Source organism: Massilia litorea (assembly GCF_015101885.1).
GTDB lineage: Bacteria > Pseudomonadota > Gammaproteobacteria > Burkholderiales > Burkholderiaceae_D > Telluria > Telluria litorea.
In genome coordinates, this window is sequence record NZ_CP062941.1 from 1,768,729 (window position 1) to 1,793,664 (window position 24,936).

General features: G+C 63.5%; 21 protein-coding genes. 12 read left to right on the top strand and 9 right to left on the bottom strand.

The genetic code is table 11. The annotated features are described in order from the left end of the window. Positions 1 to 21: 21 nt before the first annotated feature. Together LPB04_RS07870 and LPB04_RS07875 are read right to left on the bottom strand one after the other, a co-directional pair. A complete protein-coding gene (locus tag LPB04_RS07870) occupies positions 22 to 1,518 on the bottom strand; it encodes a tyrosinase family protein (protein ID WP_227496658.1) in 1,497 nt (498 codons plus the stop codon). A 178-nt stretch (positions 1,519 to 1,696) separates the two neighbouring features. Next, positions 1,697 to 3,553 carry an ABC transporter ATP-binding protein/permease gene (locus tag LPB04_RS07875; protein WP_193688155.1) on the bottom strand — a complete coding sequence of 619 codons (1,857 nt, stop codon included), beginning with the start codon at positions 3,551 to 3,553 and terminating at the stop codon, positions 1,697 to 1,699. A 183-nt stretch (positions 3,554 to 3,736) separates the two neighbouring features. On the opposite strand from LPB04_RS07875, the gene LPB04_RS07880 reads away from it, so the two are divergent. The 7 genes from LPB04_RS07880 to LPB04_RS07910 all read left to right on the top strand — a co-directional run bounded on the left by LPB04_RS07880 (position 3,737) and on the right by LPB04_RS07910 (position 10,907). Beyond that, on the top strand, positions 3,737 to 4,165 hold the full coding sequence (locus tag LPB04_RS07880) for an organic hydroperoxide resistance protein (RefSeq protein ID WP_193688156.1): 429 nt from the start codon (positions 3,737 to 3,739) through the stop codon (positions 4,163 to 4,165). Between the two features lie 116 nt (positions 4,166 to 4,281). Then, positions 4,282 to 5,385: a ferrochelatase gene (hemH, locus tag LPB04_RS07885; protein WP_193688157.1), complete on the top strand. Its 1,104-nt coding sequence runs from the start codon at positions 4,282 to 4,284 to the stop codon at positions 5,383 to 5,385. Positions 5,386 to 5,864: 479 nt separating this feature from the next. Further along, entirely contained in the window at positions 5,865 to 6,431 is a 567-nt protein-coding gene (gene grpE, locus LPB04_RS07890; protein ID WP_193688158.1) for a nucleotide exchange factor GrpE, read from the top strand. Positions 6,432 to 6,530: 99 nt separating this feature from the next. After that, positions 6,531 to 8,474, top strand: coding sequence for a molecular chaperone DnaK (dnaK, locus tag LPB04_RS07895; protein ID WP_193688159.1), 1,944 nt, complete (start codon positions 6,531 to 6,533; stop codon positions 8,472 to 8,474). 97 nt (positions 8,475 to 8,571) lie between these two features. Then, on the top strand, positions 8,572 to 9,702 hold the full coding sequence (dnaJ, locus tag LPB04_RS07900; protein ID WP_193688160.1) for a molecular chaperone DnaJ: 1,131 nt from the start codon (positions 8,572 to 8,574) through the stop codon (positions 9,700 to 9,702). Between the two features lie 147 nt (positions 9,703 to 9,849). After that, positions 9,850 to 10,527: a carbonate dehydratase gene (can, locus tag LPB04_RS07905; RefSeq protein ID WP_193688161.1), complete on the top strand. Its 678-nt coding sequence runs from the start codon at positions 9,850 to 9,852 to the stop codon at positions 10,525 to 10,527. Then, a complete protein-coding gene (locus LPB04_RS07910; protein ID WP_193688162.1) occupies positions 10,524 to 10,907 on the top strand; it encodes a nucleotide pyrophosphohydrolase in 384 nt (127 codons plus the stop codon). The genes can and LPB04_RS07910 overlap by 4 nt, the downstream gene beginning before the upstream one ends. 39 nt (positions 10,908 to 10,946) lie before the next feature. Here the strand turns inward: LPB04_RS07910 and LPB04_RS07915 are convergent, their stop codons facing one another. The 6 genes from LPB04_RS07915 to LPB04_RS07940 form a co-directional block, all read right to left on the bottom strand. After that, on the bottom strand, positions 10,947 to 12,665 hold the full coding sequence (locus LPB04_RS07915) for a carboxylesterase/lipase family protein (RefSeq protein WP_193688163.1): 1,719 nt from the start codon (positions 12,663 to 12,665) through the stop codon (positions 10,947 to 10,949). Between the two features lie 168 nt (positions 12,666 to 12,833). Then, complete coding sequence (locus tag LPB04_RS24350; protein WP_307727395.1) at positions 12,834 to 14,456, bottom strand: methyl-accepting chemotaxis protein; 1,623 nt, start codon at positions 14,454 to 14,456, stop codon at positions 12,834 to 12,836. 249 nt (positions 14,457 to 14,705) lie between these two features. Then, the gene (locus tag LPB04_RS07925; RefSeq protein ID WP_193688164.1) at positions 14,706 to 15,041 is read right to left on the bottom strand and encodes a hypothetical protein; all 336 of its coding nucleotides are present in this window, start codon (positions 15,039 to 15,041) and stop codon (positions 14,706 to 14,708) included. Next, positions 15,042 to 16,496 (bottom strand): NADP-dependent succinate-semialdehyde dehydrogenase, encoded by a 1,455-nt coding sequence (gene gabD, locus LPB04_RS07930; RefSeq protein WP_193688165.1) that lies wholly within the window; start codon positions 16,494 to 16,496, stop codon positions 15,042 to 15,044. A gap of 75 nt (positions 16,497 to 16,571) precedes the next feature. Beyond that, the gene (gene uraH, locus LPB04_RS07935) at positions 16,572 to 16,985 is read right to left on the bottom strand and encodes a hydroxyisourate hydrolase (RefSeq protein ID WP_193688166.1); all 414 of its coding nucleotides are present in this window, start codon (positions 16,983 to 16,985) and stop codon (positions 16,572 to 16,574) included. A gap of 26 nt (positions 16,986 to 17,011) precedes the next feature. After that, complete coding sequence (locus tag LPB04_RS07940) at positions 17,012 to 17,506, bottom strand: GlcG/HbpS family heme-binding protein (protein ID WP_193688167.1); 495 nt, start codon at positions 17,504 to 17,506, stop codon at positions 17,012 to 17,014. Positions 17,507 to 17,624: 118 nt separating this feature from the next. On the opposite strand from LPB04_RS07940, the gene LPB04_RS07945 reads away from it, so the two are divergent. From LPB04_RS07945 to LPB04_RS07965, 5 genes are all read left to right on the top strand, one after another. Next, positions 17,625 to 18,311 (top strand): heavy metal response regulator transcription factor, encoded by a 687-nt coding sequence (locus LPB04_RS07945; RefSeq protein WP_193688168.1) that lies wholly within the window; start codon positions 17,625 to 17,627, stop codon positions 18,309 to 18,311. After that, the gene (locus tag LPB04_RS07950) at positions 18,308 to 19,678 is read left to right on the top strand and encodes a heavy metal sensor histidine kinase (protein ID WP_193688169.1); all 1,371 of its coding nucleotides are present in this window, start codon (positions 18,308 to 18,310) and stop codon (positions 19,676 to 19,678) included. Before LPB04_RS07945 ends, LPB04_RS07950 begins: the two co-directional genes overlap by 4 nt. 205 nt (positions 19,679 to 19,883) lie before the next feature. Continuing rightward, on the top strand, positions 19,884 to 20,642 hold the full coding sequence (locus tag LPB04_RS07955; protein ID WP_193688170.1) for a gamma-glutamyl-gamma-aminobutyrate hydrolase family protein: 759 nt from the start codon (positions 19,884 to 19,886) through the stop codon (positions 20,640 to 20,642). Positions 20,643 to 20,767: 125 nt separating this feature from the next. Continuing rightward, positions 20,768 to 22,138, top strand: coding sequence for a glutamine synthetase family protein (locus tag LPB04_RS07960; RefSeq protein ID WP_193688895.1), 1,371 nt, complete (start codon positions 20,768 to 20,770; stop codon positions 22,136 to 22,138). A gap of 35 nt (positions 22,139 to 22,173) precedes the next feature. Continuing rightward, complete coding sequence (locus tag LPB04_RS07965; RefSeq protein ID WP_193688171.1) at positions 22,174 to 23,622, top strand: aspartate aminotransferase family protein; 1,449 nt, start codon at positions 22,174 to 22,176, stop codon at positions 23,620 to 23,622. A gap of 86 nt (positions 23,623 to 23,708) precedes the next feature. Here LPB04_RS07965 and LPB04_RS07970 read toward each other — a convergent pair whose 3' ends face one another. Further along, positions 23,709 to 24,845, bottom strand: coding sequence for an IS481 family transposase (locus tag LPB04_RS07970; protein ID WP_193688172.1), 1,137 nt, complete (start codon positions 24,843 to 24,845; stop codon positions 23,709 to 23,711). Positions 24,846 to 24,936 lie beyond the last annotated feature (91 nt).

A 24,936-nucleotide genomic window follows, 5' to 3' on the forward strand; every position in this document is an offset into this window, starting at 1 on the left:
TGCGCGGCGTCTGCCTTGACCTTATTTATATCCGCTCGTCATCCCCTGCAGGAGCGGCAGCTGGACGGGCTCGATTTCGTACGCCAAATCGACACGGGCTTCGGCCACGTTGATCGTCTGGCCTGCCGGCGGATTGTCGCCGTCGACGCGTATCCAGGAGATCGAGAGCGTCGAAAAGTCCTTGATCTCCTGCTGCAATAATAGACCGACCAGGTCGAATTCGAGCCGGCCCGGGCCATGGTGGGACACCGCCGCGATCTGGAAGGCCCCCAGGGTGCCAAGGAAGGATTTGTTATACGCAGTCTTCGAATCGACGACGTCCGGCATGTTCAGGTAGAGCGCATAGTAATAGCCGCCCAGGCGTCCCGGATCGCTCATCCGCGCGCTGTCGACCACGAATTTGACCGACCCCACCCGTCCCCCGCCCGCGCCCTCGTGTCCCATCCGCCGCGATGCAATGATGGCCGCAATTTCGGCCGCGTCTTTCTGGTTGAAGCTCAGGCTGGCGGTATAGGACTGTTCGTCGAAGCTGACCTGGGCGGCGCCGCCCAGCGAGCGCCGGCTCGTCGAGATCTGGCGCGGCGGCGCCGGCGTAAACCGCTTGGAGGGCGGCCGTTGATTGGACGGCACTTGCGGCGCCGCCAGTTTCATGGCCTGGGCAGTTTGGGCCGCCCCAGGACGCGGCGGCAGCGCGGTCGGCAGCGTGTTGTCGGCGTAATCATAGCCGAGCCAGCCGGGATGATAGGTTTTCCAGCGTTCGACGCTCAGGCCGGACGCGTACACGTTGGTTCCAGCCCAGTAGGGGCTGCTGTTGGTGGACGAATAGGGCCACGCGGTTGGTGGAATGCCTTTGCCGTCGGGGAGGGCCCAGGCGTGCGTCAAGCGGTCGATATTCGCGTGATGCAGATAAAAGATCGGATCGAAGGGCGATTGCATGGTGGCCATGACGCCGCCAATGAGGTTGTGCACGGGATTATGGGGCGCGTTCTCCATCCGCACCTCGAACGCATCCGTCGTCCCGCGCTGGAAATTGAAAACCTCCGGCCCAAACGGCCATAAGGTCAGCGCATTGTAGACATTGACGCCGGCGCGCTGGACATACAGCGGATTGCTGGGCGCCGGATCGGTGAATTCGGCCGGCAAGGTCGGGTAGGAATAGTAATCCCAATAGGGCAGGTCCAGCGTCGGATCGCCCGAGGACAGTCGAAGCTGCTGCTCGAAACAATACAGATATCCGCGGTGCCAGGAAATGAAATACGGCACATCGTGCGGGCAATATGTCTGGTGGACGTTGACCCAATAATGCAGCGAGCCGGGATCGGCAGGATTGGTATTCCGACGCATGGCGGAAATTGCGTTCAGGAAGGACTGGTACTGGCTGGTTTGCTTGAACTGCTGCCACTCGAGGCGGACGCGCGCGCCGGCCCAGGCAAAGGCGAGATCGGGAATGCCCTGGATGGCAACGGCTCCTAAAATTCCCTTCATCAACTGCCTACGGTGCTGATCCGCGCGTTTCATATGGTTTCCTTTGAGTTAGCAACTTATGAAAGATGGTTAGCTCAAGTGTAGGAGAACGCGCGCGTGCCGCTAGCGGGCACGACCATGAAGCTTAATCAGGCTCAATGCCCAGTCTGTTTATTATTGCTCCTTATTACTTGTTTTCCGGCCATTAACGGAATGCGCACGGGTATGCCCGCTACCCCGCGACTGCCACCTTGGGGGCTGGCCGCAGCGGCTGCAGGTCGCTACCGTTGCCGGGCACGGCGGTAACCGGCTCATCGAATTGATAACCGTCCGCCGCATGCAGCTCCCATGCGCCTTCACCCGTCAGGTGCAGCACGTGGGTGTGGTGGCGCAGCACGGCGGCGCGGTGGGCGATGCTGATCAGGGTGGTTCCACTGTCGCGCAGGCGTCCGTAGAGCGAGGCTTCGTTGGCACTGTCGAGCGCGCTGGTCGCTTCGTCGAGGATGACGATGCCTGGCTGGTGCACCAGCACGCGCGCAAATGCCAGGCGCTGCTGCTCGCCGACCGACAGCAGCTTTTCCCAGTCCTGTACGGCGTCCAGGCCGCCCACCCGCTCGGCCAGGCGCGGCAGGTGAACCTGCTCCAGGATCGCCAGCAACTGTTCGTCGCTCAGGGATGAATGCGCGCTTGGGTAGATGAGCTGGCTGCGCAGGGTGCCCGACTGCAGATAGGGCTGCTGGGGCAGGAAGAAGAAATCTTCCAGCGGTGGATGGTGAATGGTGCCGCTGCCCGTATGCCACAAGCCTGCAATCGCCCGCAGCAGCGAGCTCTTGCCGCAGCCGCTGTCGCCGGTGATGAGCAGGGCGTCGCCCGGCTGCAAGGCCAGGCTCAGCTCCTTGATGAGCACCCGTTCGGATTGCGGCGGATGCAGCGTCACGGCTTCCAGCGCAAGGTGCGGCCCCGGACGCCGACCGATGCGTGGATGCGTGTCGACGGTACCGGCCTGCGGCTCCGCATTCGGCAATACCAGCTTCGACAGGGCCTGCAGGCGATCGATGCCCGCCACGAAGCGGCTCAGGCTCTCGAAGTTATCGACAATCACGCCCACGGCACCGAGCACGGCCGTAAACGCGCCGGCCGCCTGGATCGCGCGGCCTACTTCGAGTTCGCCCGACAGCACGCCGTTGGCCAGGATCACGCTCGGCAGCACCAGGGTCAATTGGCTGAAACTGCGCTGAAACAGGTTGAGGGAACGCTGCCGTTTAATTAACCTGGCAAAATTGTTGATCACTTTGTCGAGCTTGCTGTCGATATGGACACGCTCCTGGGCTTCGCCGCGGTAGAAGGCGATCGATTCGGCATTTTCGCGCAGGCGCATCAGGCTGAAGCGGAAATCCGCCTCGCGCCGCAGCTGCCAGAAATTCAGGTGGATCAGCGGGGTGCCGAATACCCAGAGGGCGATGACAGTGCCCGCCAGCGCGTATACCGCGAGTACGCCGACCAGCAAATGCGAAATCGACCACAGCACGGTGCTGAAGGCGACCAGCTGCATGAGCGAGCCCAGGAAGATCAGCAGGAAGTTGATCGAGCGCCCAGTAAACGTGTTGACGTCTTCGCTGATACGCTGGTCCGGGTTGTCGATGGCGTTGTCGGCACCGAGCTCGTAGTATTTGCGCCCGCTCAGGTAGCCGTCCAGGAAACGGCCGGTGAGCCAGCGCCGCCACTGGTTGGCGAACAGGTCGCGCATGTAATAGTAAAAGGCATACACCGGTACCGCAATGGCCAGCACGAACAGGCAGGCGCGCACCGAAGTCCAGAAGCGGTCGCCGTTCTTGGCGGCCAGCGCCGAGGTCATTTCGCCGGCCTGGTTGTTCAACATGACGGCCAGCTTGGTCTCAACCAGCATCAACACGATCAGGAGGATCAGCAGGCTCCAGGCCTTCTTTTTTTGATCCTCCAGCCAATACGGCTTGGCGACGTTGACGAATTGTTTCCATGCAGCGAGAGATAGGGGCGCGGCGCGCTGGCGCTTGGGCGGGGCCGCCGGCTCATCGGTGGCGGGTTTGGTGCTGGAGGTGGGCGTGTTCATGGTCGTGTAAATGCAGTAATCGGCAAGTCATGTCTGCCCGAGTGACATCGCAGCATACGGCGGGGAATGAAACCGTTCCGTGCGAAAACGGACATAGCGCGGACATGGCCGCTCGTTCAGGCGGGCGCGCTGCAAGGAAGCCATCTGCCACAATCTGTTTCCAACCCAACCACGGAGGAACGCATGAGCATCGACAAAGTCCTGTACCGCGCCAAGGCCACCTCGCAGGGCGGCCGCGAAGGCACGTCCCGCAGCGATAACGGCGTGCTGGACGTTAAACTGACGACGCCGAAAGAGCTGGGCGGCAATGGCGCCACCGGCACCAATCCCGAGCAATTGTTTGCCGCCGGCTATTCGGCCTGCTTCCTGGGCGCGCTGAAATTCGTCGCCGGCCAGCAGAAGGTGAAATTGCCGGAAGACTTGACGGTCACCGGCGAAGTCGGCATCGGCCAGATCCCGACCGGCTTCGGCATCGAAGTCGATCTCACCGTCCACGGTCCCGGCATGGAGCAGGGCCAGCTGCAGGATCTGGTCGACAAGGCCCACATCGTCTGCCCGTATTCGAATGCCACGCGCAACAACATCGACGTGCGCCTGAAGGTGACGACCTGAAGCTGAGCGTCCACGACATTGCCGAACGGCTGGCTTAGCTCGCCGTTCGTAAATATCCGCTCGAGGCTGCAATCGGCCCCCATATAATGGAGGCCCCTGCCGCCTCCCGTTTGCTCATGCCCTTCAGAAAAGAACCAGCCCACACCCACGGCACCGTTTCCCGCAGCGCGATTGTCCTCGTCAACCTCGGCACGCCCGATGCGCCGACCCGGCCGGCCGTGAAACGCTATTTGCGGCAATTCCTGTCCGACCCGCGGGTGGTGGAAATTCCGCGCCTGGTGTGGTGGTGCATCCTGAACCTGATCATCCTGCCCTTCCGTTCCGGCGCGTCGGCCAAGAAATACCAGACGATCTGGACCCGCGACGGTTCGCCCCTGAAGGTACACACGCAAAAGCAGGCGGCTGCCCTGGCCGCGGCCCTGGAAGACCGTGGCCACGAGGGCGTGCAGGTGCGCATGGCGATGCGCTACGGTTCGCCTGCGCTGCCCGAGGTGCTGGACGAACTCAAGGCGGACGGTTGCGACCGCATCGTGATCCTGCCGGCCTACCCGCAGTATTCCGGCACGACCACCGCTTCGATCTGGGATGCCGTTTTTGCCCATTACAAGGATGTGCGCAACGTGCCCGAACTGCGCCTGGTGAAGCACTACCACGACCACGACGGCTATATCGACGCCCTGCACGATACGGTACTCGCGCACTGGGACACGCATGGCCGCGGCCAGAAACTGGTGATGAGTTTTCACGGCGTGCCCAGGCGCACCCTGATGCTGGGCGATCCGTATTACTGCGAATGCCAGAAGACGGCGAGATTGCTGGCTGCGCGCCTGCGCCTGGCGCCCGACGATTACGTCGTCACCTTCCAGTCGCGTTTCGGCAAGGCCGAGTGGCTGCAGCCCTACACGGCGCCGACCGTGGCCGAGCTCGCGCGCCAGGGCGTGCAGCGGGTGGACGTGATCTGTCCGGGTTTTACCAGCGATTGCCTGGAAACCCTGGAAGAGATCGCGATGGAAGTGAAGCACGAGTTCGAGGCGGCCGGCGGCAAGGACTTTCACTACATCCCTTGCCTGAACGAGTCGCCGACCTGGATTGTCGGCATGGCCGAAATCGCCGAACAGCACCTGATCGGCTGGCCCACGATGATGAGCCCGTCCCAGCGCGACGCCGAGCGGCGCGATGCCGAACGCGGGCGCGAAAACGCATTGCGGCTGGGGGCATAAAAGCGCTTGCGTGGGTACCTGCACCCCTGCGTCAGTTCTGAATTTACCGATCCCCACCGGGCGGACAACAGTCCCCCGGACTATTGTCCCCCGCCCAGCCTCCCGGTCAGCTTCATTGACCTGCTAAAATGGCATGTTTTGACGGCGTGCCCTACACCCCGGCGTAGCAAATGCACGCTACCGCAAGCGCGGTGTAGACCACGACGGCGCTGCTGATCAACTGCAATCTCATGATGGCTCCCTTGGCCCTGGTTCTTGTTCTCGTCGCGCTGGAACGCGCGTTACGAGCATGGTAGAACTGTCGGCCCCGGAAAGAATCAGCTCATCGGTAAATGTTGTAACAAATGTTGTCAGACTTTCTGGTGGCGTCTGTTCAATACCCCTTGAATTTGTAGGAGATCACCCCATATGCGGCGCTGTACGTGGAGCAGTATCCGTCCAATTGTTCAGCCAAGTATTTGATTTCAGGAGTGTTTTCGATGCAAGATCAAGAAAATCCAGAGGTGATTCCCCAGCCGGAGGGCGAAGGCGCTCCCGCTGCCCCGGCAGCTGCCCCCCAGGCAGCCGCCGCCCCAGCCAACGGCGAACCCGGCCTCGAAGAACAGCTGAGCGCCACCGAAGCCAAGCTGGCTGAAATGCACGACGCGTTCATGCGTGCCAAGGCCGACGCCGAGAACATCCGTCGCCGCGCCCAGGAAGACGTGAGCAAGGCCCACAAATTCGCCATCGAAAGTTTTGCAGAGGCCATGGTGCCGGTGCGCGACAGCCTCGAAATGGCCTTGAAGGTCGAAGCGCCGACGGTCGAATCGATCAAGGAAGGCGTCGAGATGACGCTCAAGCAACTCACCAGCGCCTTCGAGAAGAACCGCCTGGTCGAAGTCATGCCGCAACAAGGCGACAAGCTCGATCCGAACAAGCACCAGGCCGTGGCCGTGGTGCCGGCCGACCAGGAAGCCAACACCGTGGTCAGCGTTTTGCAGAAGGGTTACATGATCGCCGACCGCCTGTTGCGACCGGCCATCGTGACCGCAGCGGCACCGAAATAAGAAAAATTTAAGTGTGCTGATCGGCAAAACCCTTGAAAGCACGCAGTTTTTCCCAATATTCCAAAACATCCGAAACTTAGCATCTAAAGGAAAATAATCATGGGCAGAATCATCGGTATCGACCTGGGCACCACCAACTCGTGCGTTGCGATCATGGAAAACGGCCAGCCTAAGGTCATCGAAAACGCCGAAGGCGCACGTACCACGCCGTCGATCATCGCTTACCAGGAAGATGGCGAGATCCTCGTCGGCGCACCTGCGAAACGCCAGGCGGTCACCAATCCAAAGAACACCCTGTTCGCCGTCAAGCGCCTGATTGGCCGCAAGTACGACGAAAAGGAAGTCCAGAAAGACATCGGCCTGATGCCGTACCAGATCGTCAAGGCCGACAACGGCGACGCCTGGATCAGCGTGCGCGACAAGAAGCTGGCGGCACAGCAGGTGTCGGCTGAAATCCTGCGCAAGATGAAGAAGACCGCCGAAGACTACCTCGGCGAAGAAGTCACCGAAGCGGTCATCACCGTGCCGGCCTACTTCAACGACTCGCAGCGCCAGGCAACCAAGGATGCCGGCCGTATCGCGGGCCTGGACGTCAAGCGCATCATCAACGAGCCGACCGCGGCGGCGCTGGCTTTCGGCCTGGACAAGACCGAAAAGGGCGACCGCAAGATCGCCGTGTATGACCTCGGCGGCGGCACCTTCGACGTCTCGATCATCGAGATCGCGGACGTGGAAGGCGAGAAGCAGTTCGAAGTGCTGTCGACCAACGGCGACACCTTCCTCGGCGGCGAAGACTTCGACCAGCGCATCATCGATTACATCATCGACGAATTCAAGAAGATCAACGGGCTCGACCTGTCGAAAGACGCGATCGCCCTGCAGCGCATCAAGGCCTCGGCCGAGCGCGCGAAGATCGAACTGTCGTCGTCGCAGCAGACCGAAATCAACGAGCCGTACATCGCCATGGCGAACGGCGCGCCGGTCCACCTGAACCTGAAAATGACCCGCGCCAAGCTGGAGTCCCTGGTCGAGGAACTGATCGCGAAAACCATCGAGCCATGCCGCATCGCCATCAAGGATGCCGGCGTCAAGGTTACCGATATCGACGACATCATCCTGGTCGGCGGCATGACCCGCATGCCGAAGGTGCAGGAAAAAGTGAAGGAATTCTTCGGCAAGGATCCACGCAAGGACGTGAACCCGGACGAAGCCGTCGCCGTCGGCGCCGCGATCCAGGGTTCGGTCCTGTCGGGCGAGCGCAAGGACTTGCTGCTGCTGGACGTGACCCCGCTGTCGCTGGGTATCGAAACCCTGGGCGGCGTGATGACCAAGATGATCCACAAGAACACCACGATTCCGACCAAGTTCTCGCAGGTGTTCTCGACCGCCGACGACAACCAGCCAGCGGTCACCATCAAGGTGTATCAGGGCGAGCGTGAAATCGCGGCCGGCAACAAGGGCCTGGGCGAATTCAATCTCGAGGGCATCCCGCCGGCAGCACGCGGCACCCCACAGATCGAAGTGACCTTCGACATCGACGCCAACGGCATCCTGCACGTCGGCGCGAAAGACAAGGCCACCGGCAAGGAAAACAAGATCACCATCAAGGCGAACTCGGGCCTGACCGAGGACGAAATCCAGAAGATGGTGAAGGACGCCGAGCTGAACGCCGAAGAAGACAAGAAGGTCAAGGAACTGGCCGAGTCGCGCAACCAGGCCGATGCGCTGGTGCACTCGACCCGCAAGTCGCTGACCGAATACGGCGACAAGCTGGAAGCGGGCGAGAAGGAAAAGATCGAGGCAGCCATTACCGACCTCGAAGGCTCGATCAAGTCCGGCGACAAGGCCGACATCGACAACAAGACCGCGGCCCTCACGACCGCTGCGCAGAAGCTGGGCGAGAAGATGTACGCCGACATGCAGGCGCAGCAGGCAGGCGGCGCGGGCGCCGAAGGTGGCGCACAGCAGGGCGGCGCGGAATCGTCGGCCCAGGCTGACGATGTCGTCGACGCCGATTTTAAAGAAGTGAAAGACGCGAAGTAATTTTCAGCGCGTAATACGGCCGAGCCGACGACCTATGGTTGGAGGCTCGGTTTTTTTGCTCAGACAGTTCGTTCAGTAGACAACAGCAAGGTGCCAAATGGCAAAGCGTGATTTTTACGAGATCCTTGGGGTCGCAAAAGGTGCTTCGGAAGAAGAGATCAAGAAGTCGTATCGCAAGCTGGCGATGAAATATCATCCGGACCGCAACCCTGACAACAAGGAAGCGGAGGAAAAGTTCAAGGAGGTCAAAGAGGCCTACGAGATGCTGACCAATCCGGAAAAACGCGAGGCCTATGACCGTTACGGTCACGCCGGCGTCGACCCGAACATGGGTGGCGGCGGAGGCGGCTTTGGCGCAGGCGGGTTCGGCGATGCCTTTGGCGATATCTTCGGCGACATCTTCGGCGGCGGCGGCCGCGGCCGCAGTGCGGGTGGTCCCCAGGTGTATCGGGGTGCCGACCTGCGTTACAACCTCGAAATCACGCTGGAACAGGCGGCCAACGGCTTCGACACGACCATCCGCGTGCCGAGCTGGGACAAGTGCGACACCTGCCACGGCAGCGGCGCCAAGCCGGGCACGCAGCCGGTCACCTGCACCACCTGCGCCGGCCACGGCCAGGTGCGCATGCAGCAGGGCTTCTTCAGCATCCAGCAGACCTGCCCGAAGTGCCACGGCAGCGGCAAGATGATCCCGGAACCCTGCCCATCGTGCAGCGGCGCCGGACGCATCAAGCGCAACAAGACGCTGGAAGTCAAGATTCCGGCCGGTATCGACAACGGCATGCGCATCCGCTCGACCGGCAACGGCGAACCGGGCACGAATGGCGGTCCGTCGGGCGACCTGTACGTCGAGATCCACATCAAGCCGCACGCCGTGTTCCAGCGCGAAGGCGACGACCTGCATTGCGAAATGCCGATCTCGTTCACCAAGGCAGCCATCGGCGGCGAAATCGAAGTGCCGACGCTCACCGGTAAAGTCTCGTTCACGGTGCCGGAAGGCACGCAGACGGGTAAAACCTTCCGTTTGAAGGGCAAGGGCATCAAGGGCGTGCGTTCCGGCTATGCGGGCGACCTGTTCTGCCACATGGTGGTCGAGACCCCTGTGAAACTCACCGACAAGCAGAAGGACCTGCTGCGCGAGTTCGACCGCCTGACCAACGAGGGCGGTGCCAAGCACAGCCCGCAAAGCAAGGGCTGGATGGACAAGGTCAAAGATTTCTTCGAGTAAGACCTTTCATGAAACCGCTGAGTGGCGCGAGCCCTCAGCGGTTTTTTTTGCGCCTGACCGTTTTTCGTGTTGCGTTTACAATACGCAAAGCTCACCAAATATCACAGAAGGGCGCGTCCTGCGCCTTTTCTTCAGCAGGAGAATTCAATGGCGAAAACACCGACCGGCCTGACGGCCGCCGACCTGTTCGAACGCAATCGCGACTGGGCCGCTTCACGGGTCGAAGAGGATCCTAATTTCTTTAAAGACCTCGCTTCCCAGCAAGCCCCGGAATACCTGTGGATCGGCTGTTCGGACAGCCGCGTCCCCGCCAACGAACTGGTCGGTATGGCGCCGGGCGAGCTGTTTGTCCACCGCAATATCGCCAACGTGGTCGTGCATTCGGACCTGAACTGCCTCTCCGTGCTGCAGTTCGCGGTCGACGTCCTGAAGGTCAAGCACATCATCATCTGCGGCCATTATGGCTGCGGGGGCGTGCATGCGGCGCTCACCAATACCCGCGTCGGACTGGCCGACAACTGGCTCGGCCACGTGCGCGACGTGCGCGAAAAGCACGGCAAATACCTGGGCAACGTGGCCGGCGTCTCGGCGACGAACCGCCTGGTCGAGCTGAATGTGGCCGAACAGGTGATGAACGTGGCGCAGACGACGATCGTGCGCGATGCCTGGGAACGCGGCCAGCCGCTGACCATCCACAGCTGGGTGTATGGCGTGCATGACGGCCTGCTGCGCGACCTCGGCATCACGGTCAGCAGCTTCGAGGAAATCGCCCCGAAACTCGCCGTCGTGCTGGACGGCTACCTCGATCGCGGCGAGGACCTGTGAGTGCCGGGGAGGGGCAGGGCAAGGTTGGCGACCTGGCCCGCCTGCGCGAACTGGTGCGCGTGTTCGTCAACGAGCGCGACTGGGACCAGTTCCACACACCGAAGAATTTGGCGTCGGCGCTGTCGGTCGAGGCGGCCGAGCTGCTCGAGCATTTTCAATGGCTGCAGCATGGCCGGCTCGAGGAACTCGGAGAAGGCAAGCTGGCCGAGGTGCGCCACGAGATGGCCGACGTACTGGTCTACCTCGTGCGCCTGGCGGATAAACTCGATGTCGACCTGATGGCGGCCGTCGAGGAAAAGATGGTCCTCAACCGCGCCAAATACCCGGCCGATAAAGTGCGCGGCGACGCGCGCAAGTACCACGAGTACAAGGACGCATAGGGGTGGGCGAGGCCAATGGCCTCGCCCACACTACGGCGATCAGAAGGTGACGATCCTCCCCCACGCGGTCGTACACTGGTGATCCGCATCGAAGGTGCTCAAGGCCTTCACACCGCCGCCGGATGCCACATCCAGCCCCAGTACCTTGTCCGGCCCCGTGAACGCCGGCCACTCCGCCGGTACCGTCCCGCCGCCGTTCGGATTCCCCGTCTTCGCGAAATTGGTCCAGTAACGCGTCATCGCGGTTTGCAGTTCGCGCCGCTCGGCATTGCCCAAGTCTCCCAGGTTGTACAGGTACTGCAAATCATAGGAGTGCGCGGCGCCCTGCGGGAAGCTCAGGTAATACTGGCCGTTGGCCACGCCGACCGTGGGCAGCGCGGTCTGGTCGCGGAACTCGTACATCCAGACCGGCGAACCCTGCGCGGCGATGCGCTGCGAGGTGCGCAGGGCCGGGCAGGAGAAGCCGAGGTCGGTCGCCAGGCTCGAGGCCGCCAGGCTCGGCTGGGTTGCCGGATTGCTGCCGTAATTGGCCAGCGGATAAAAATTGGCGATGATGTCGTTCACATTGATGCCGGTTCCCGCGGTCAGGCCGGCGATCGTCGGGGCATAGCCGGCGGCCGGCAGCGAGAAACTGGTGTTGGCCGGATCGAAGTTCGAGGCCGCCGCCCGGCGCCCGGCTTCGTTGATGGCGATGTACAGCGCGTATTCGTTTTCATTGGTGCCGTTGACAAGCGGCACCTTGATGTTCTCTCCGGCGGCGAAGGTCGCTTTCACCGACTTCGTCAGCACCTTGCCGTCCACCGAGGGCACCATGATCGGTAAGGCCGTGCTGATCGCGTTGGCGAGATAGGTACGAATGACCGGATCCGGCAGGCTGCGCAAACAGGCTGCCGTCACCGCGCCTGCCTCGCAGTTGATGCCGCCGACACCCGCCGTCTTCGCCGCAGTGATCGCCGTGTCGGCGATGGCTGCGCTGGCCGCGCCCATCTGCGCCGCGCTCAGCTGGCGGTCGTTGCCGTAGTTGCCGCTCTGGATCATGGCCTTGTTGAACAGGCCCTTCGAGCCAGGCGAGGCGAGGTGGGTCATCACGCTGAAGCCGCCGGCCGATTCGCCGAAGACGGTGACGTTGTTCTTGTCGCCTGCGAACTGGACGATATTGTCCTGCACCCACCTCAAGGCCGCCTGCTGGTCCATGATGCCGTAGTTGCCGGCGGCGCCGTCCTGTACCAGGGCCGGATGCGCTAGGAAACCCATGGCGCCGAGGCGGTAGGCGACGTTCACGACGATGACGCCCTTGGTCACGAGGGGAGAAGGGTCGGCATACACCGAGGTGCCGCCGGTATTGAAGGCGCCGCCGTGCAGGTTGACCATGACCGGGAACGGGCCGGTGCCGGTCGGCGCGTGCACGTCCAGGTAGAGGCAGTCTTCGCTGTCGCCGGCGAGCCGGAACGGGCTGGCGCTGGTCTGCAGGCAAGGCGCTGCCGACTTGGTGGCGGCCAGCGCCGTGCTCCATTTCGCCGGGGCCGCGGGCGGCATCCAGCGCAAATTGCCGACTGGCGGTGCGGCGAAGGGGATCGCGAAATAGCTGCGCATGCCGAGGCGGTCGACCGCCCGGACCTGGCCGCCGGCCGTTTCCACGACATCCGTGGCGCTGGTCGGGGGCGAATAGTTATCGCTACAGGCGCCAAGCAACAGGACGACGCCCGATGCAAGCAAGAACTTCATACGCTGGGGGTAGGGCGATGCATTCTTTTCCACTGCGTGTCTCCTTTTGTCGTTGGCTTCTTCTGGGCGACATGATCGGATGGGGAGTGGACAAGTGGATCGGTGTCCCGATTTGATCATGTGCAATTGATCATAGCGGGTAATTGAACAGTGCGGCGGGAATGCGCGCACCTACCACTGGTACATGCGCGCGAGAAAGTGTCAGGCCGGGGCGGCACGCGCCACAGGTGCCGAAGCCTGCTGCTGGTGGGCGCCACGCTGGCTTCTGGCCCCCTGGCCGGCGTCGGTGAGCGTAAAGGTGCCGACCAGCTCGCCGAGCTCGGTCGCCTGGCTGCGCAGGGTCTGGCTGGCGGCCGCTGCTTCCTCGACCAACGCGGCGTTCTGTTGCGTGACCGTGTCCATCTGGCTGATCGCCTGGTTGATCTGGGCAATACCCGACTCCTGCTCATCGGTGGCGAGCGCGATGTCGCGCATGATGGCATTGACCCGGTTCACGCTCGCGACGATGTCTTCCATCGTATTGCCAGCTTTGCCGACCAGTGTGGTACCGGCGGCGACATCGCGTGCCGAGGTTTCGATCAGGTCCTTGATCTCGTGCGCCGCGCTGGCCGAGCGTTGCGCCAGGTTGCGCACTTCGCTGGCCACGACGGCAAAGCCGCGTCCCTGTTCGCCGGCGCGCGCCGCTTCGACGGCCGCGTTCAGGGCCAGGATGTTGGTCTGGAACGCAATCCCGTTGATGACGCCGATGATGTCGGTAATTTTCCCGGCCGATGCGCTGATCGAGTCCATCGTTTCCACCACCTGCGCCACCACCGCGCCGCCTTGCGCCGCCACGCTCGATGCCGTGCTGGCCAGCTGGTCGGCCTGGCGGGCGTTGTCGGCATTGTGCTTGACGGTCGCGGTGAGTTCTTCCATCGACGAGGCGGTTTCCTCGAGCGAGCCCGCCTGCTGCTCGGTGCGCGCGGACAGGTCCTCGTTGCCCTTGGCGATCTCGTCGGAACCGATGACGATCGCACTGCTGCTGTCGCGCACTGCGCTGACGATGCGGAAGAGGTCGCCGTTCATCTTGTAGAGCGCGGCCAGCAGTTGCCCGGTCTCGTCGCGCGAGCATGGTTCCGAGTAGTTGCTCAGGCGCCCCGCCGACACATCGGCCGCCACCGCCGTGGCGCGCTGCAGCGGCCGGGTGATCGAACGGGTGACGAGCACGGTGCAGGCCAGCGCCAGCGCGAGCGCGGCGCTGCACATGCCGGCCAACAGGATTTGTCCGTTCTTGCTGTCCTGCGCGAGCTCCGCGCCGAGCGCGGCCGCCTTCTCGCGCTGGTGCTTGCCCAGCAGCTCGATGCTCGCGCCATAGGCGTCGCGTGCCGCATTCAGGTCCGCCATGCCGGCCTTGACCGCCGCGTTGTCGCCGGCGGCCTTTGCCTTCAGCAGCGACTTGCGCACGTCGCTGTAGCGCTGGCGCTTCTCTTGCGTGCCGGCCAGGATCGCCTTGCCCGAATCGCTGACCACCAGGCGCTGGAGTTGCTCCTGGATGAGGGATACGCGCTCGCTCGTCGCGCGTATTTTCTCCTCGGTGTCTTTCTGCAGTGCCGGGTCGTCGCTGAACAGTACCAGGGCGGTACGGGCGGCATTGAGTTCGGTGGCGTCGTGCCATTCCGTCACCAGGCGCTCCTTGACGAGGGCGTCGTTCATGATGAGGTCGGTGGAAGCGCTGAATTCGCGCAGCAGCCAGGAGCCCACGGCGGTGAGCAGGATCATCAGGAGCAGCAGGAGGCCGAAGCCCGCCCCGAGACGGGTACCGATTTTCGAATCAGACAATTTCATTTTAGACGTTGTAGTAATTTAACTAGACGGACGCGCGTGCTGACGCCAACGCCGCTTGTGGCGGCGCCGTCCTTGACTTCACCAGCGAGGGGCTTGGCTTGCGAGAGTGGCCCGGTCAAGGTCCAGGTAAGGACGCTGTAACCGATAGGCACATTGTAGTAGGACTACACCTACATGCGTAGACAAATTGTATTGACATGTGGAAATACTGCAACGCAGTATCAAACGCCAGCGTAGCCAGTGCTGGCGCTAGCCTCGCTCCCACCCCGGCAAGGTGTCCGTGCGGATGCCGAGTATGCCCATCAGTACCTCCAGCTCCCTGGCGAGCTGCTCCCGCGCGCCTGTTTCGGCCACCCGCCCCAGAGTCTTGCGCGACTGCTGGATGACCCAGAACCTGGTGGGATGTGCCTCCAGCCCGGCCAGCAGCGCGTCCACGAGTTCATCGAGCACGGCCGACAGCTGCGCTGCGACGACGGGATCGTCACCGAACTTCGCCCGCGCCCGGTACGCGCGCAAGGCATCGAGCACCCGCGGCACGATGAACAGGGGCGCGTCGATGGCATCGGCCGAGGGGGCGCGTATCACTCAGACGCCGCCCATGCAGATATATTTCATCACCAGGTAGTCGTCCATGCCATGGACCGAACCCTCGCGTCCCAGGCCCGACTGCTTGACGCCGCCGAAGGGCGCGACTTCGGTCGAGATCAAGCCGGTATTGACGCCGACCATGCCGGTCTCGATCTGCTCGGCCACGCGCCAGACGCGGCCGATGTCGCGCGAATAGAAATACGAAGCGAGGCCGAACTCGGTGTCGTTCGCCATCGCGATCACTTCGTCTTCAGTGCTGAAACGGAACAGGGGCGCCAGCGGCCCGAAGGTTTCTTCGCGCGCTAGCGCCATGTTCGAGGTGACGTCGGCCAGCACGGTCGGCTGGAAGAAGCTGTGACCGAGTTCGTGGCGCTTGCCGCCCAGTAGCAGGCGCGCGCCTTTCGACAGGGCATCGGCGATGTGCTGCTCGACTTTCACGACGGCTTTTTCTTCGATCAGCGGCCCCTGGTTGACGCCGGCCTCGACGCCGTTGCCCACCTTCAGCTTGCCGACGGCCGCGACCAGTTTCTGCGCGAATTCCTCGTAGACGCCGTCCTGCACATAAATCCGGTTGGCGCAGACGCAGGTCTGGCCGGCATTCCGGTATTTGGAGGCGATCGCCCCTTCGACGGCGGCGTCGATGTCGGCGTCGTCGAACACGATGAAGGAGGCATTCCCGCCCAGTTCCAGCGAAATCTTCTTGATCGTCGGCGCGCATTGTTCCATCAGCAGGCGGCCGACGGCGGTCGAACCCGTGAAGCTGAGCTTGCGAACTAGTGGATTGCTCGTCATTTCGCCGCCGATCGCTTTCGAGTCGCCGATCACGACGCTGAACACGCCTTTCGGGACCCCGGCGCGCTCGGCCAATACGGCAAGCGCGAGCGCGGAATACGGCGTCAGCTCCGCGGGTTTCAAGACGATCGGACAGCCGGCGGCCAGTGCCGGGCCAACCTTGCGGGTGATCATCGCGGCCGGGAAATTCCACGGGGTAATCGCTGCGCAGACGCCGATCGGCTCTTTCGTCACCACGATGCGGCGGTCGGGCCAGGGCGATTGCAGGGTTTCACCGGCGACACGTTTCGCTTCTTCCCCGAACCATTCGAAGAAGGAGGCGGCATACGCGACTTCTCCCTTTGCCTCGGCCAGCGGTTTGCCCTGCTCGGCCGTCATCAGGAGCGCCAGGTCGTCGGCATTCTCCAGCATCAAATCACTCCACCTGCGCAGCACCAGGCTGCGCTCGCGCGCGGTCTTCTTGCGCCAGGCAGGCCAGGCAGCTGCGGCGGCGTCGATCGCGCGCCGGGTTTCCTGCGCGCCCATGTGCGGCACCGTGCCCAGTTTTTCTCCGGTCGCCGGATTGATCACGTCGACCGTGGCGGCTTCATTGGCGTCGCACCATTGTCCGTCGATATAGGCTTGCTGGCGCAAGAGCGCCGGGTCTTTCAGAGTCAGCATGGGATCCTCTTAAGTTTCAGACAAGTTCTCACATGGTAGACCTTTTCGAGCGCACCCGCCGCGCCATGCAGGCGCTCAATTCCCCCGGTAGGTCGAGTAGCCGTAAGGGCTCAGCAGCAGGGGGATGTGATAGTGCTGGGTCGTATCTGCCACCTTGAATTCGATCGGGATCTGCTCGAAAAAGGTCGGCTGGCGCAGGCGTGCATAGTGTTCGCCGGTCTTGAACACGATACGGTAGGCGCCGCTTGCCAGCGCCTTGCCGGCCGGGTAGAGCGCACGCACGCGGCCTTGCGCGTCGGTGACGGCGCTGCCGAGGGCGCGCCACTCGCCCTTGTCCTGCTGCTCGAGCGTGACTGCCACGCCCGGGGTCGGCTGGCCGCTTTGCAGGTCGAGGATGTGGACGCTGAGCGGGTTGTCGGCGGCAAGGGCGTGCAGGCAGGAGCTCAGCAGCGCGGCGGCGAGGAACGAACGGCGAATGGTGGTGTGCATGGGTAATTCCTTTGTGCTTGGGTTGTTCAGGGAGCGCGCGGGCGCTCGAATGCGGGCACGGCGGCCAGGGCCGCGACGGCGCAGGCATGGTCGTTGACGGCGCCGCCGCCGCCGGCCACGCCGATGGCGCCGACGACGGCGCCATCGCTGCGCAGCGGAACGCCGCCGCCGAGCAGCAGCAGCTCGGGGAGGTTCGCCAGGTTGCGCGCGTCGGGATCAAGGGCGGCATTGCGGGCCAGGTCGAGCGTGGCGTTCCTGGTCGACAGCGCGGTATAGGCCTTGCGCCTGCTGGCCTCCGTATTGTGCGGGCCGACACCGTCGCCGCGCTGCACGGCGACCAGGTTGCCGCCGCGGTCGACGACGGACACAACGACGGTCCGGCCCTGCGCGCGGCAGGCGGCAATCGCCGCGGCGGCGACACGGTTGGCCGCATCGAGCGACAAGTCGGGCAGTTGCGGCAGGCCGGCCGCGGCCGTATTGGCCAGCAAGGCGGCGCCCAGCGCCAGGGCAGGCTTGATCATGGGTACTCCTCGAATAAATGAAGCCGCTACTCTACGCAGGGCCGGGCGACGCCAGCCTGACGCCCAGATGACAATCCCGTCATGTTGGAAGCGGCCTGCGCGGCTTAGAATGGCCGCCATGCACATCCTCATCATCGAAGACGAGCCCAAGACCGGCGACTACCTGCAGCGCGGCCTGCGCGAGTCGGGTTTCACGGCCAGCCTTGCGCGCAACGGGCGCGACGGCCTGCATCTGGCCAATGAGGAAGAGGTCGATCTCGTCGTGCTCGACGTCATGCTGCCGCGCATGGACGGGTGGGAAGTGCTGGCGGCCTTGCGTGCGCATGAGGCAACGGCGCGGCTGCCGGTCTTGTTCCTGACGGCGCGCGACGAGGTGCGGGACCGTGTCAAAGGGCTGGAACTGGGCGCCGACGACTATCTGGTGAAACCCTTCGCTTTCGTCGAGCTGGTGGCGCGCATCCGCACCCTGCTGCGGCGTGCGCCGCTGCGCGAGGACGATCTGCTGTGTATCGGCGACATGGAGATCGACGTTGTCGCACGCAAGGTCCTGCGCCAGGGTCAACCAGTGCTGCTGACCGCCCAGGAATTCAACTTGCTCCATTTGCTGGCGCGGCGCCAGGGCCAGGTGCTGTCGCGTTCCCTGATCGCCTCGGCCGTGTGGGACATCAACTTCGACAGCGACACCAACGTCATCGACGCCGCCGTGCGGCGCCTGCGCCGCAAGCTCGACGATCCCTTCGATCTGAAACTGATCCATACCCGGCGCGGCATGGGCTATGTCTGCGAAGCGGAGCCGCAAACATGAAGGGTTCGCTGACCCTGCGCGTCACGCTTGCCTTTGTCCTGATCGTGGCGGCCAGCGCGGCGGGGCTGGGCCTCTACCTGTACCACGCCTTCGTTGGCGAAATCGCGCGCCGCGACGACATCGCCCTGCTCGGCAAGCTGCGCCAGGTCCAGCAGCTGCTCGGCAGCCCGGGCGCCCAGTCCTTGTTGCGCGAGCGTCCGCAATATTTTCGGGACACGATGAGCGGGCAGGAAAATTCGCTGGTGCGCATCCTCGATGCCGACGGACAGGTGCTGCTCGACATCAATTCGCCGGGCGAACGCTATCCGCAGCCGCCCGCCGCTGATGGGGCGGGATACCCGCCGATCCTGGCCTGGACCAGCCGCGCCGGCGCGCCGGGCCAGGTCGTCTCCGGCACGGCGCGCCTGGGCGGACAGCAGCCGGTACGGATTACGGTGGCGCGGGTGTATGCCGACCGCACTGCCATGTTCGCGCGCTACCGCCGCCAGATCGTGCTGGCCTGCGCCCTCGCGGCGCTGCTGGCGGGCCTGCTGGCGGCCTTCCTGCTGGTACGCGGTTTGCGGCCCCTGCGTGCGATCGCCGCCCATGCAGCCCTGGTGCGGCCGGGCCGGCTCGACAGCCAGCTCGAGAGCGCGAACGCGCCGCGTGAACTGCGGCCCCTGATCGACGCCCTGAACGCCATGCTGGTCCGTCTGCACGACGGCTACACCCGCCTGTCAGGTTTTTCCGCCGACCTGGCGCACGAGTTCCGCACCCCGGTCAACAACCTGCTGGGGCAGACCCAGGTGGCGCTGGCGCAGCGGCGCAGCCCGGACCACTACGAGGACCTGCTGGCCTCGAACGTGGAAGAGCTGGAACGCCTGTCGCGCATGGTCGACAGCATGCTGTTCCTGGCGCGCGCCCAACAGGAAGACGTGGTGCCGGTGCGCGAGAACCTGGCAGTCGAGGACGAGTACGCCCGGATGGTCGAATTCTTCGAAGGCATGGCCGAGGAGCGCGGCATCGTGCTGGACTGCGCCGGCAGCGGGACCGTGCGGGCCGATCCGCAGTTGCTGCGCCGCGCGCTGGCCAACCTGCTGTCGAATGCGATCCGCCACGCCTGCCCCGGCAGCACCGTCACGCTGGCGGCCGCGACTGTCGCCGGCGCAACCGAACTGTCGGTCACGAACCGGGGCGATCCGATCGCCGCGCACGACCTGCCGCACCTGTTCGAGCGCTTTTACAGGGCCGACGCGTCGCGCAGCGCAGGCGCCGGTTCCACCGGGCTCGGATTGTCGATCGTCAGCGCCATCATGACCCTCCATGGTGGCCGGGCGGAAGTGCGTCCCGGGCCCGGCCTGACGCGCTTTGTCCTGCTGTTTCCCTGACCCGGGCGCCACCGACGAGGCAGCCGTGTTGGCATCCTTCTCCAGTTAACGTTATCCTTTTATTATGAAACCGCAGATTTATTAGCAGATCGGCACGATACGTGCGCGTTATATACGCTGTGTTTGATCTGGATTAATGGCTACTCGCGCTCGGACCAGATTGCTCGTATGATGGTCTCAGTGCGCTCACGACAAGGTAGAAACCATGCGCCCCATCGTAATCGTTCCAGCATGCACGCGTGACTTCGGCGAACACCCGTACCACGCGGCCCAGCACAAGTATGTCGACGCCATCGTCCTCGGCGCCGACTGCGCGCCCATGATCCTTCCCTCCCTCGGCAAGGACCTGGACCTGGAGACAATGCTGCAACTGTGCGATGGCATCATGCTCACCGGTTCGGCCTCGAACGTCCACCCCAGCTATTACTCGGAAGAAGTGCTCGACCCGTCGCTGCCGCAAGATCCGGCGCGCGACGAAACGACCTTGCCCCTGATCCGGGCGGCTGTCGGACGGGGCATTCCGATCATCGCGATCTGCCGCGGTTTCCAGGAGATGAACGTGGCCCTCGGGGGCTCGCTGCACCAGGCGGTGCAGCTGGTGGAAGGTAAATTCGACCACCGCGAAAACCCCGAACTCGGCATGGATGAACAATACGGCGACGCCCACAAGATTCAGTTGACCCCGGGCGGCATGCTGCACGCGATCGTCGGCGCCGACGAAATTCCCGTCAATTCGCTGCACGGGCAGGGCGTCAACGAACTGGCGCCGGGACTGGTGATCGAGGCCAGGGCCGAAGACGGTCTGGTGGAGGCGTTCTCGGTCGGCGCCGCGCCCGGTTTTACGCTGGCGGTGCAATGGCACCCCGAGTGGCGCATCACGCACAATCCGTATTCCATGAAGATGTTCGGCGCCTTCGGCCAGGCTTGCCGCGACTACCGCGCCAGGAAACAGGGGCGCCCATGACCGCCGCCACGCACTCGGAAATGCGGTGGGTGGCGCGCGCCGTCCCCTAGTTTGCCTCGTTCTCTCCCGCACGTGCAGGGCGCCCTGTTGCGCCCCTGCGACCACTGAACAACAGAGAGGCAATGATGGCAATCCGCGAGAATTTTTCCTATACCGACATGGACGAGTGGCTCAATGCCAAGCGCGTCACCGAAATCGAATGCCTGGTCCCCGACCTGACCGGCGTTGCCCGCGGCAAGATCCTGCCCCGGATTAAATTTACCGAAGAGCGAGGCATGCGCCTGCCGGAAGCCGTGCTCGGCATGACCGTGACCGGCAATTCCCCGATCGGCGACGACGCCTACGACCGCGCCATTTCCAGCACCGACCGCGACATGATCCTGAAGGCGGACCCGACCACCATCACGATGGTGCCCTGGGCCGTCGATCCGACCGCGCAGGTGATCCACGACTGTTATTTTGCCGACGGCAGCCTGGTCGACTTCGCTCCGCGCTCGGTGCTGCGCCGGGTGTTGAAACTGTATGCGGAGAAGGGCTGGACGCCGCTGGTCGCGCCCGAGCTCGAGTTTTATTTGACGGCGAAGAACATCGACCCGGACTTGCCGCTGGCCGCGCCGATCGGCCGCAGCGGCCGCGCCGAGACCAGCCGCCAGGTCTACAGCATCGACGCCGTCAACGAATTCGATCCGCTGTTCGAGGACATCTACGATTACTGCGACCTGATGAACCTCGACGTCGACACCCTGATCCACGAGATCGGCGCCGGCCAGATGGAAATCAATTTCCAGCACGGCGATCCGCTCGGCCTGGCCGACAAGGTGTTTTACTTTAAGCGCACGCTGAGGGAAGCGGCATTGAAACACGACATGTACGCCACCTTCATGGCCAAGCCGATGGCCGGCGAACCGGGTTCGGCGATGCACGTGCACCAGAGCGTGGTCGACGCCAAAACCGGGCGCAACATCTTCAGCGACGCCGACGGCAATGCATCGAAACTGTTCTACCAGTACATCGGCGGCCTGCAGCGCTATATGCCTTCGGCCATGGCGATCGTCGCGCCTTACGTCAACTCGTATCGCCGCATCGTGCGCCACACGGCCGCGCCGATCAACCTGCAATGGGGCATCGACAACCGCACGGTCGGCTTCCGCGTGCCGGTCTCGGGCGCACAGGACCGCCGCATCGAAAACCGCATCATCGGCGCCGACGCCAATCCGTATCTGGCGCTGGCGGTGACGCTGGCCTGCGGCTACCTCGGCATGGTCGACGCGCTCGAGCCGACCCCGATCGTCGAGGGCAGCGCCTACAAAATGCCGGTCGAACTGCCGCAGGGCTTGCCGGAAGCGCTGCAGCATGTGCGCGGCGAGGCGCGCCTGCGCGAAGTGCTGGGCGACCGTTTTATCGACGTGTACTCCGCGATCAAGGAACTCGAGCACCAGGAGTTCATGACCGTGATCAGCCCGTGGGAGCGCGAACACCTGTTATTGCACGTATGACCAACTAGGGATCTACAACCAAAAGAGGTGCCATCATGGCAACCGACGAAACGGCGGTGCTTGCCGCCAGCATCACTTCCTTGAACGCTTCCACCGCGGAAGCGTTCGACACGCGCGCCATCCAGGAACTCGATGCCGCGCACTTCCTGCACCCCTTCACCGACCACGCGGCGCTACGCGACAAGGGCGTGCGCGTGATGGTGCGCGGGCAGGGCGTCCACTTGTGGGATTCCGAAGGGCAGCAGCTGATCGACGGCATGTCGGGCCTGTGGTGCGTCAACGTCGGCTATGGCCGCACCTCGATCTCGCAGGCGGTCTACCGGCAGATGGAAACGCTGCCCTTCTATAACAGCTTTTTTAATACGACCAATGTGCCGGCGGTGCAACTGGCGGCGGAACTGGTGGCGCTGGCGCCGCCGCAGTTCAGCCACGTGTTCTTCACCGGCTCCGGCTCGGAAGCGAACGACACGATCGTGCGCATGGTGCGGCGCTACTGGGACATCCTCGGCCAGAGCGAGCGCCAGGTCGTCATCAGCCGCCAGAATGCCTATCACGGCAGCACGATGGCCGGCGCCTCGCTGGGCGGCATGGCGGGCATGCATGCCCAGGGCGGCCTGCCGATTCCCGGCATCCGCCACATCGGCCAGCCGAACTATGCCGAACACGGGCATGGGCTGAGCGAAAACGCGTTTGGTCTCGTGGCGGCAGGCTGGCTGGAAGACGAAATCCTGGCCGTCGGAGCGGACAAGGTCGCCGCCTTCATCGGCGAGCCGGTGCAGGGCGCGGGCGGGGTCATCATCCCGCCGCCGACCTACTGGCCGGAAGTGCAGCGCATCTGCGACAAGTACGGCATCCTGCTCGTCGCCGACGAGGTCATCTGCGGCTTCGGGCGGCTCGGCGCCTGGTTCGGTTCCGAACTGATGGGAATGCGGCCAGACCTGATCAGCTTTGCCAAGGGCGTGACTTCGGGCTATGTGCCGCTCGGGGGCGTATTGGTCGGTAAACGCGTGGCGCACGCGCTGGTCGAGAAGGGCGGCGATTTCAACCACGGTTTTACGTATTCCGGCCATCCCGTGGCCTGCGCCGCGGCGCTGGAAAACCTGCGCATCCTGCGCGAGGAGCGCTTGATTGAAAAGGTGGCGCTGGAAACCGGGCCGCATTTAAAAGCGGCGTTCACCGAGCTGGCGACGCATCCGCTGGTCGGTCACGCCGAGAGTTGCGGCATGGTGGCGGGGTTGAACCTGGTGCGCGCGAAAGGTACATCGGTGCACGACTGCGTCCGCTTCGATCCTGCGCTGCATGTGGGGATGGTATGCCGCGGGCACATGTTTGACAACGGCGTCATCATGCGCGCGGTGGGCGACCGGATGATCGTGGCGCCGCCGCTGGTGATGACGAAAACGGAGATCGACGAGATGGCGGCGCGGATCCGGGATTGCCTGGATTTGACGCTGGCCGATGTGCGCAGCCGTGGCTGGATGTGATCGCGCATGGTGGGCACGGGGTGTGTTTAGCACAGGGACATAGGTAACACCTGGCTAGGGACATGGGTAACACATGTGGTGTCATTCTAGCCGGGGTTTCGTAGGTCGATCATTCGTAGTTCCCGCTCGCAGAAAAACACCCTGTAGACGCCTTCCTCAGCCGTTGGACGCACGGCGACGAGTTCATCGAGCAGCCCCTCGCCGACAAAATAGTCGCGTCCGCGGAAGTGCAGCTGGCCATGCCGGCGCACTTTGCGCACGTCGTCTCCCTCGTCGTATTCGATAGGTGGCAGGCTCGATGGAAACGGTCTGGCGCTGGGTGTGTAGCGCGTCACTGGTGGGCGCTGTCCAAGCGCTTCGTGAGGACGGATGAGGTTGTACTGGTCACGCCAGCCGTTGAAGGCGCTCTGACATGAGTCGATGGTGTTGAAGCCTGAACGGTCGAGCAATTCGCGTTTAAGCGTGCGGTGAAAGCGCTCGTCCTTGCCCTGCGTCTGAGGATGGTAAGGACGGCTATGGCTGACGCGGATGCCCAGGCGCGTCAGCCAGATTTCCAGCTTGGAGAGTGTGCCATGCCCCGACGTTCCCCAGGGCGGACCGTTGTCGCATGTGATCCGTTGCGGCAAGCCGTAGATCAGAAACGCCTGGGTCAAGGCTGTTCGCACCTGCATGCCATCTTCGCCCGAGCAAGCAGCCAGACAGATTGCAAAGCGGGAGTGGTCGTCCAGGACGGTCAGCGGATGACAGCGCCCAGCGCGCTTGTCGGTCAACGCAATATGGCCTTTGAAATCCATCTGCCACAGTAAATTGGGCGCTTCGTGTTCGAAACGGGTGTGCGTTCGCTCGGTAACGTCGGCGTGGGGCACTAAACGACGGCCATTACGCCGCAAGATTGCGGCGATGGTGTTGTGATGCGGCTTGGCCATCCCGTCCGGTAGCAAGGCGGCCAGCTTGCGCCCACCCCAGCACGGATACTGGTCATGCAGCGCCAACACCTGAGCCTCGAGCTGAGCATCGCTCCGATTCGGCGACGTCAGGGGCTGGCGTGACCGGTCACTCAAGCCGGCCGGCCCTTCCTGGCGGTAGCGGTCCATCCACAAGTATGCGCTCTTGGGACTGACGCTGAATGCACGGCACAGCGCCCGTATGTTGGCTCCCGGCGCCGACGCCAACATCACGAATTCAAGGCGAGAAGACATTTTGGAACTCTCCTTCCAAGGCATCGCACGCTCCCAAAGTCAGCAGTGCAATGATCATAAAAGGTGTTACCTATGTCCCTAGCCAGGTGTTTAGGATGTCCCTGTGCTAAACAGG

Excerpts from the sequence above, each read along its gene's own strand:
- LPB04_RS07870 (WP_227496658.1), bottom strand. The coding sequence starts at position 1,518 with ATGAAACGCGCGGATCAGCACCGTAGGCAGTTGATGAAGGGAATTTTA.
- LPB04_RS07875 (WP_193688155.1), bottom strand. The coding sequence starts at position 3,553 with ATGAACACGCCCACCTCCAGCACCAAACCCGCCACCGATGAGCCGGCG.
- LPB04_RS07880 (WP_193688156.1), top strand. The coding sequence starts at position 3,737 with ATGAGCATCGACAAAGTCCTGTACCGCGCCAAGGCCACCTCGCAGGGC.
- hemH (WP_193688157.1), top strand. The coding sequence starts at position 4,282 with ATGCCCTTCAGAAAAGAACCAGCCCACACCCACGGCACCGTTTCCCGC.
- grpE (WP_193688158.1), top strand. The coding sequence starts at position 5,865 with ATGCAAGATCAAGAAAATCCAGAGGTGATTCCCCAGCCGGAGGGCGAA.
- dnaK (WP_193688159.1), top strand. The coding sequence starts at position 6,531 with ATGGGCAGAATCATCGGTATCGACCTGGGCACCACCAACTCGTGCGTT.
- dnaJ (WP_193688160.1), top strand. The coding sequence starts at position 8,572 with ATGGCAAAGCGTGATTTTTACGAGATCCTTGGGGTCGCAAAAGGTGCT.
- can (WP_193688161.1), top strand. The coding sequence starts at position 9,850 with ATGGCGAAAACACCGACCGGCCTGACGGCCGCCGACCTGTTCGAACGC.
- LPB04_RS24350 (WP_307727395.1), bottom strand. The coding sequence starts at position 14,456 with ATGAAATTGTCTGATTCGAAAATCGGTACCCGTCTCGGGGCGGGCTTC.
- gabD (WP_193688165.1), bottom strand. The coding sequence starts at position 16,496 with ATGCTGACTCTGAAAGACCCGGCGCTCTTGCGCCAGCAAGCCTATATC.
- uraH (WP_193688166.1), bottom strand. The coding sequence starts at position 16,985 with ATGCACACCACCATTCGCCGTTCGTTCCTCGCCGCCGCGCTGCTGAGC.
- LPB04_RS07940 (WP_193688167.1), bottom strand. The coding sequence starts at position 17,506 with ATGATCAAGCCTGCCCTGGCGCTGGGCGCCGCCTTGCTGGCCAATACG.
- LPB04_RS07945 (WP_193688168.1), top strand. The coding sequence starts at position 17,625 with ATGCACATCCTCATCATCGAAGACGAGCCCAAGACCGGCGACTACCTG.
- LPB04_RS07950 (WP_193688169.1), top strand. The coding sequence starts at position 18,308 with ATGAAGGGTTCGCTGACCCTGCGCGTCACGCTTGCCTTTGTCCTGATC.
- LPB04_RS07955 (WP_193688170.1), top strand. The coding sequence starts at position 19,884 with ATGCGCCCCATCGTAATCGTTCCAGCATGCACGCGTGACTTCGGCGAA.
- LPB04_RS07960 (WP_193688895.1), top strand. The coding sequence starts at position 20,768 with ATGGCAATCCGCGAGAATTTTTCCTATACCGACATGGACGAGTGGCTC.
- LPB04_RS07965 (WP_193688171.1), top strand. The coding sequence starts at position 22,174 with ATGGCAACCGACGAAACGGCGGTGCTTGCCGCCAGCATCACTTCCTTG.
- LPB04_RS07970 (WP_193688172.1), bottom strand. The coding sequence starts at position 24,845 with ATGCCTTGGAAGGAGAGTTCCAAAATGTCTTCTCGCCTTGAATTCGTG.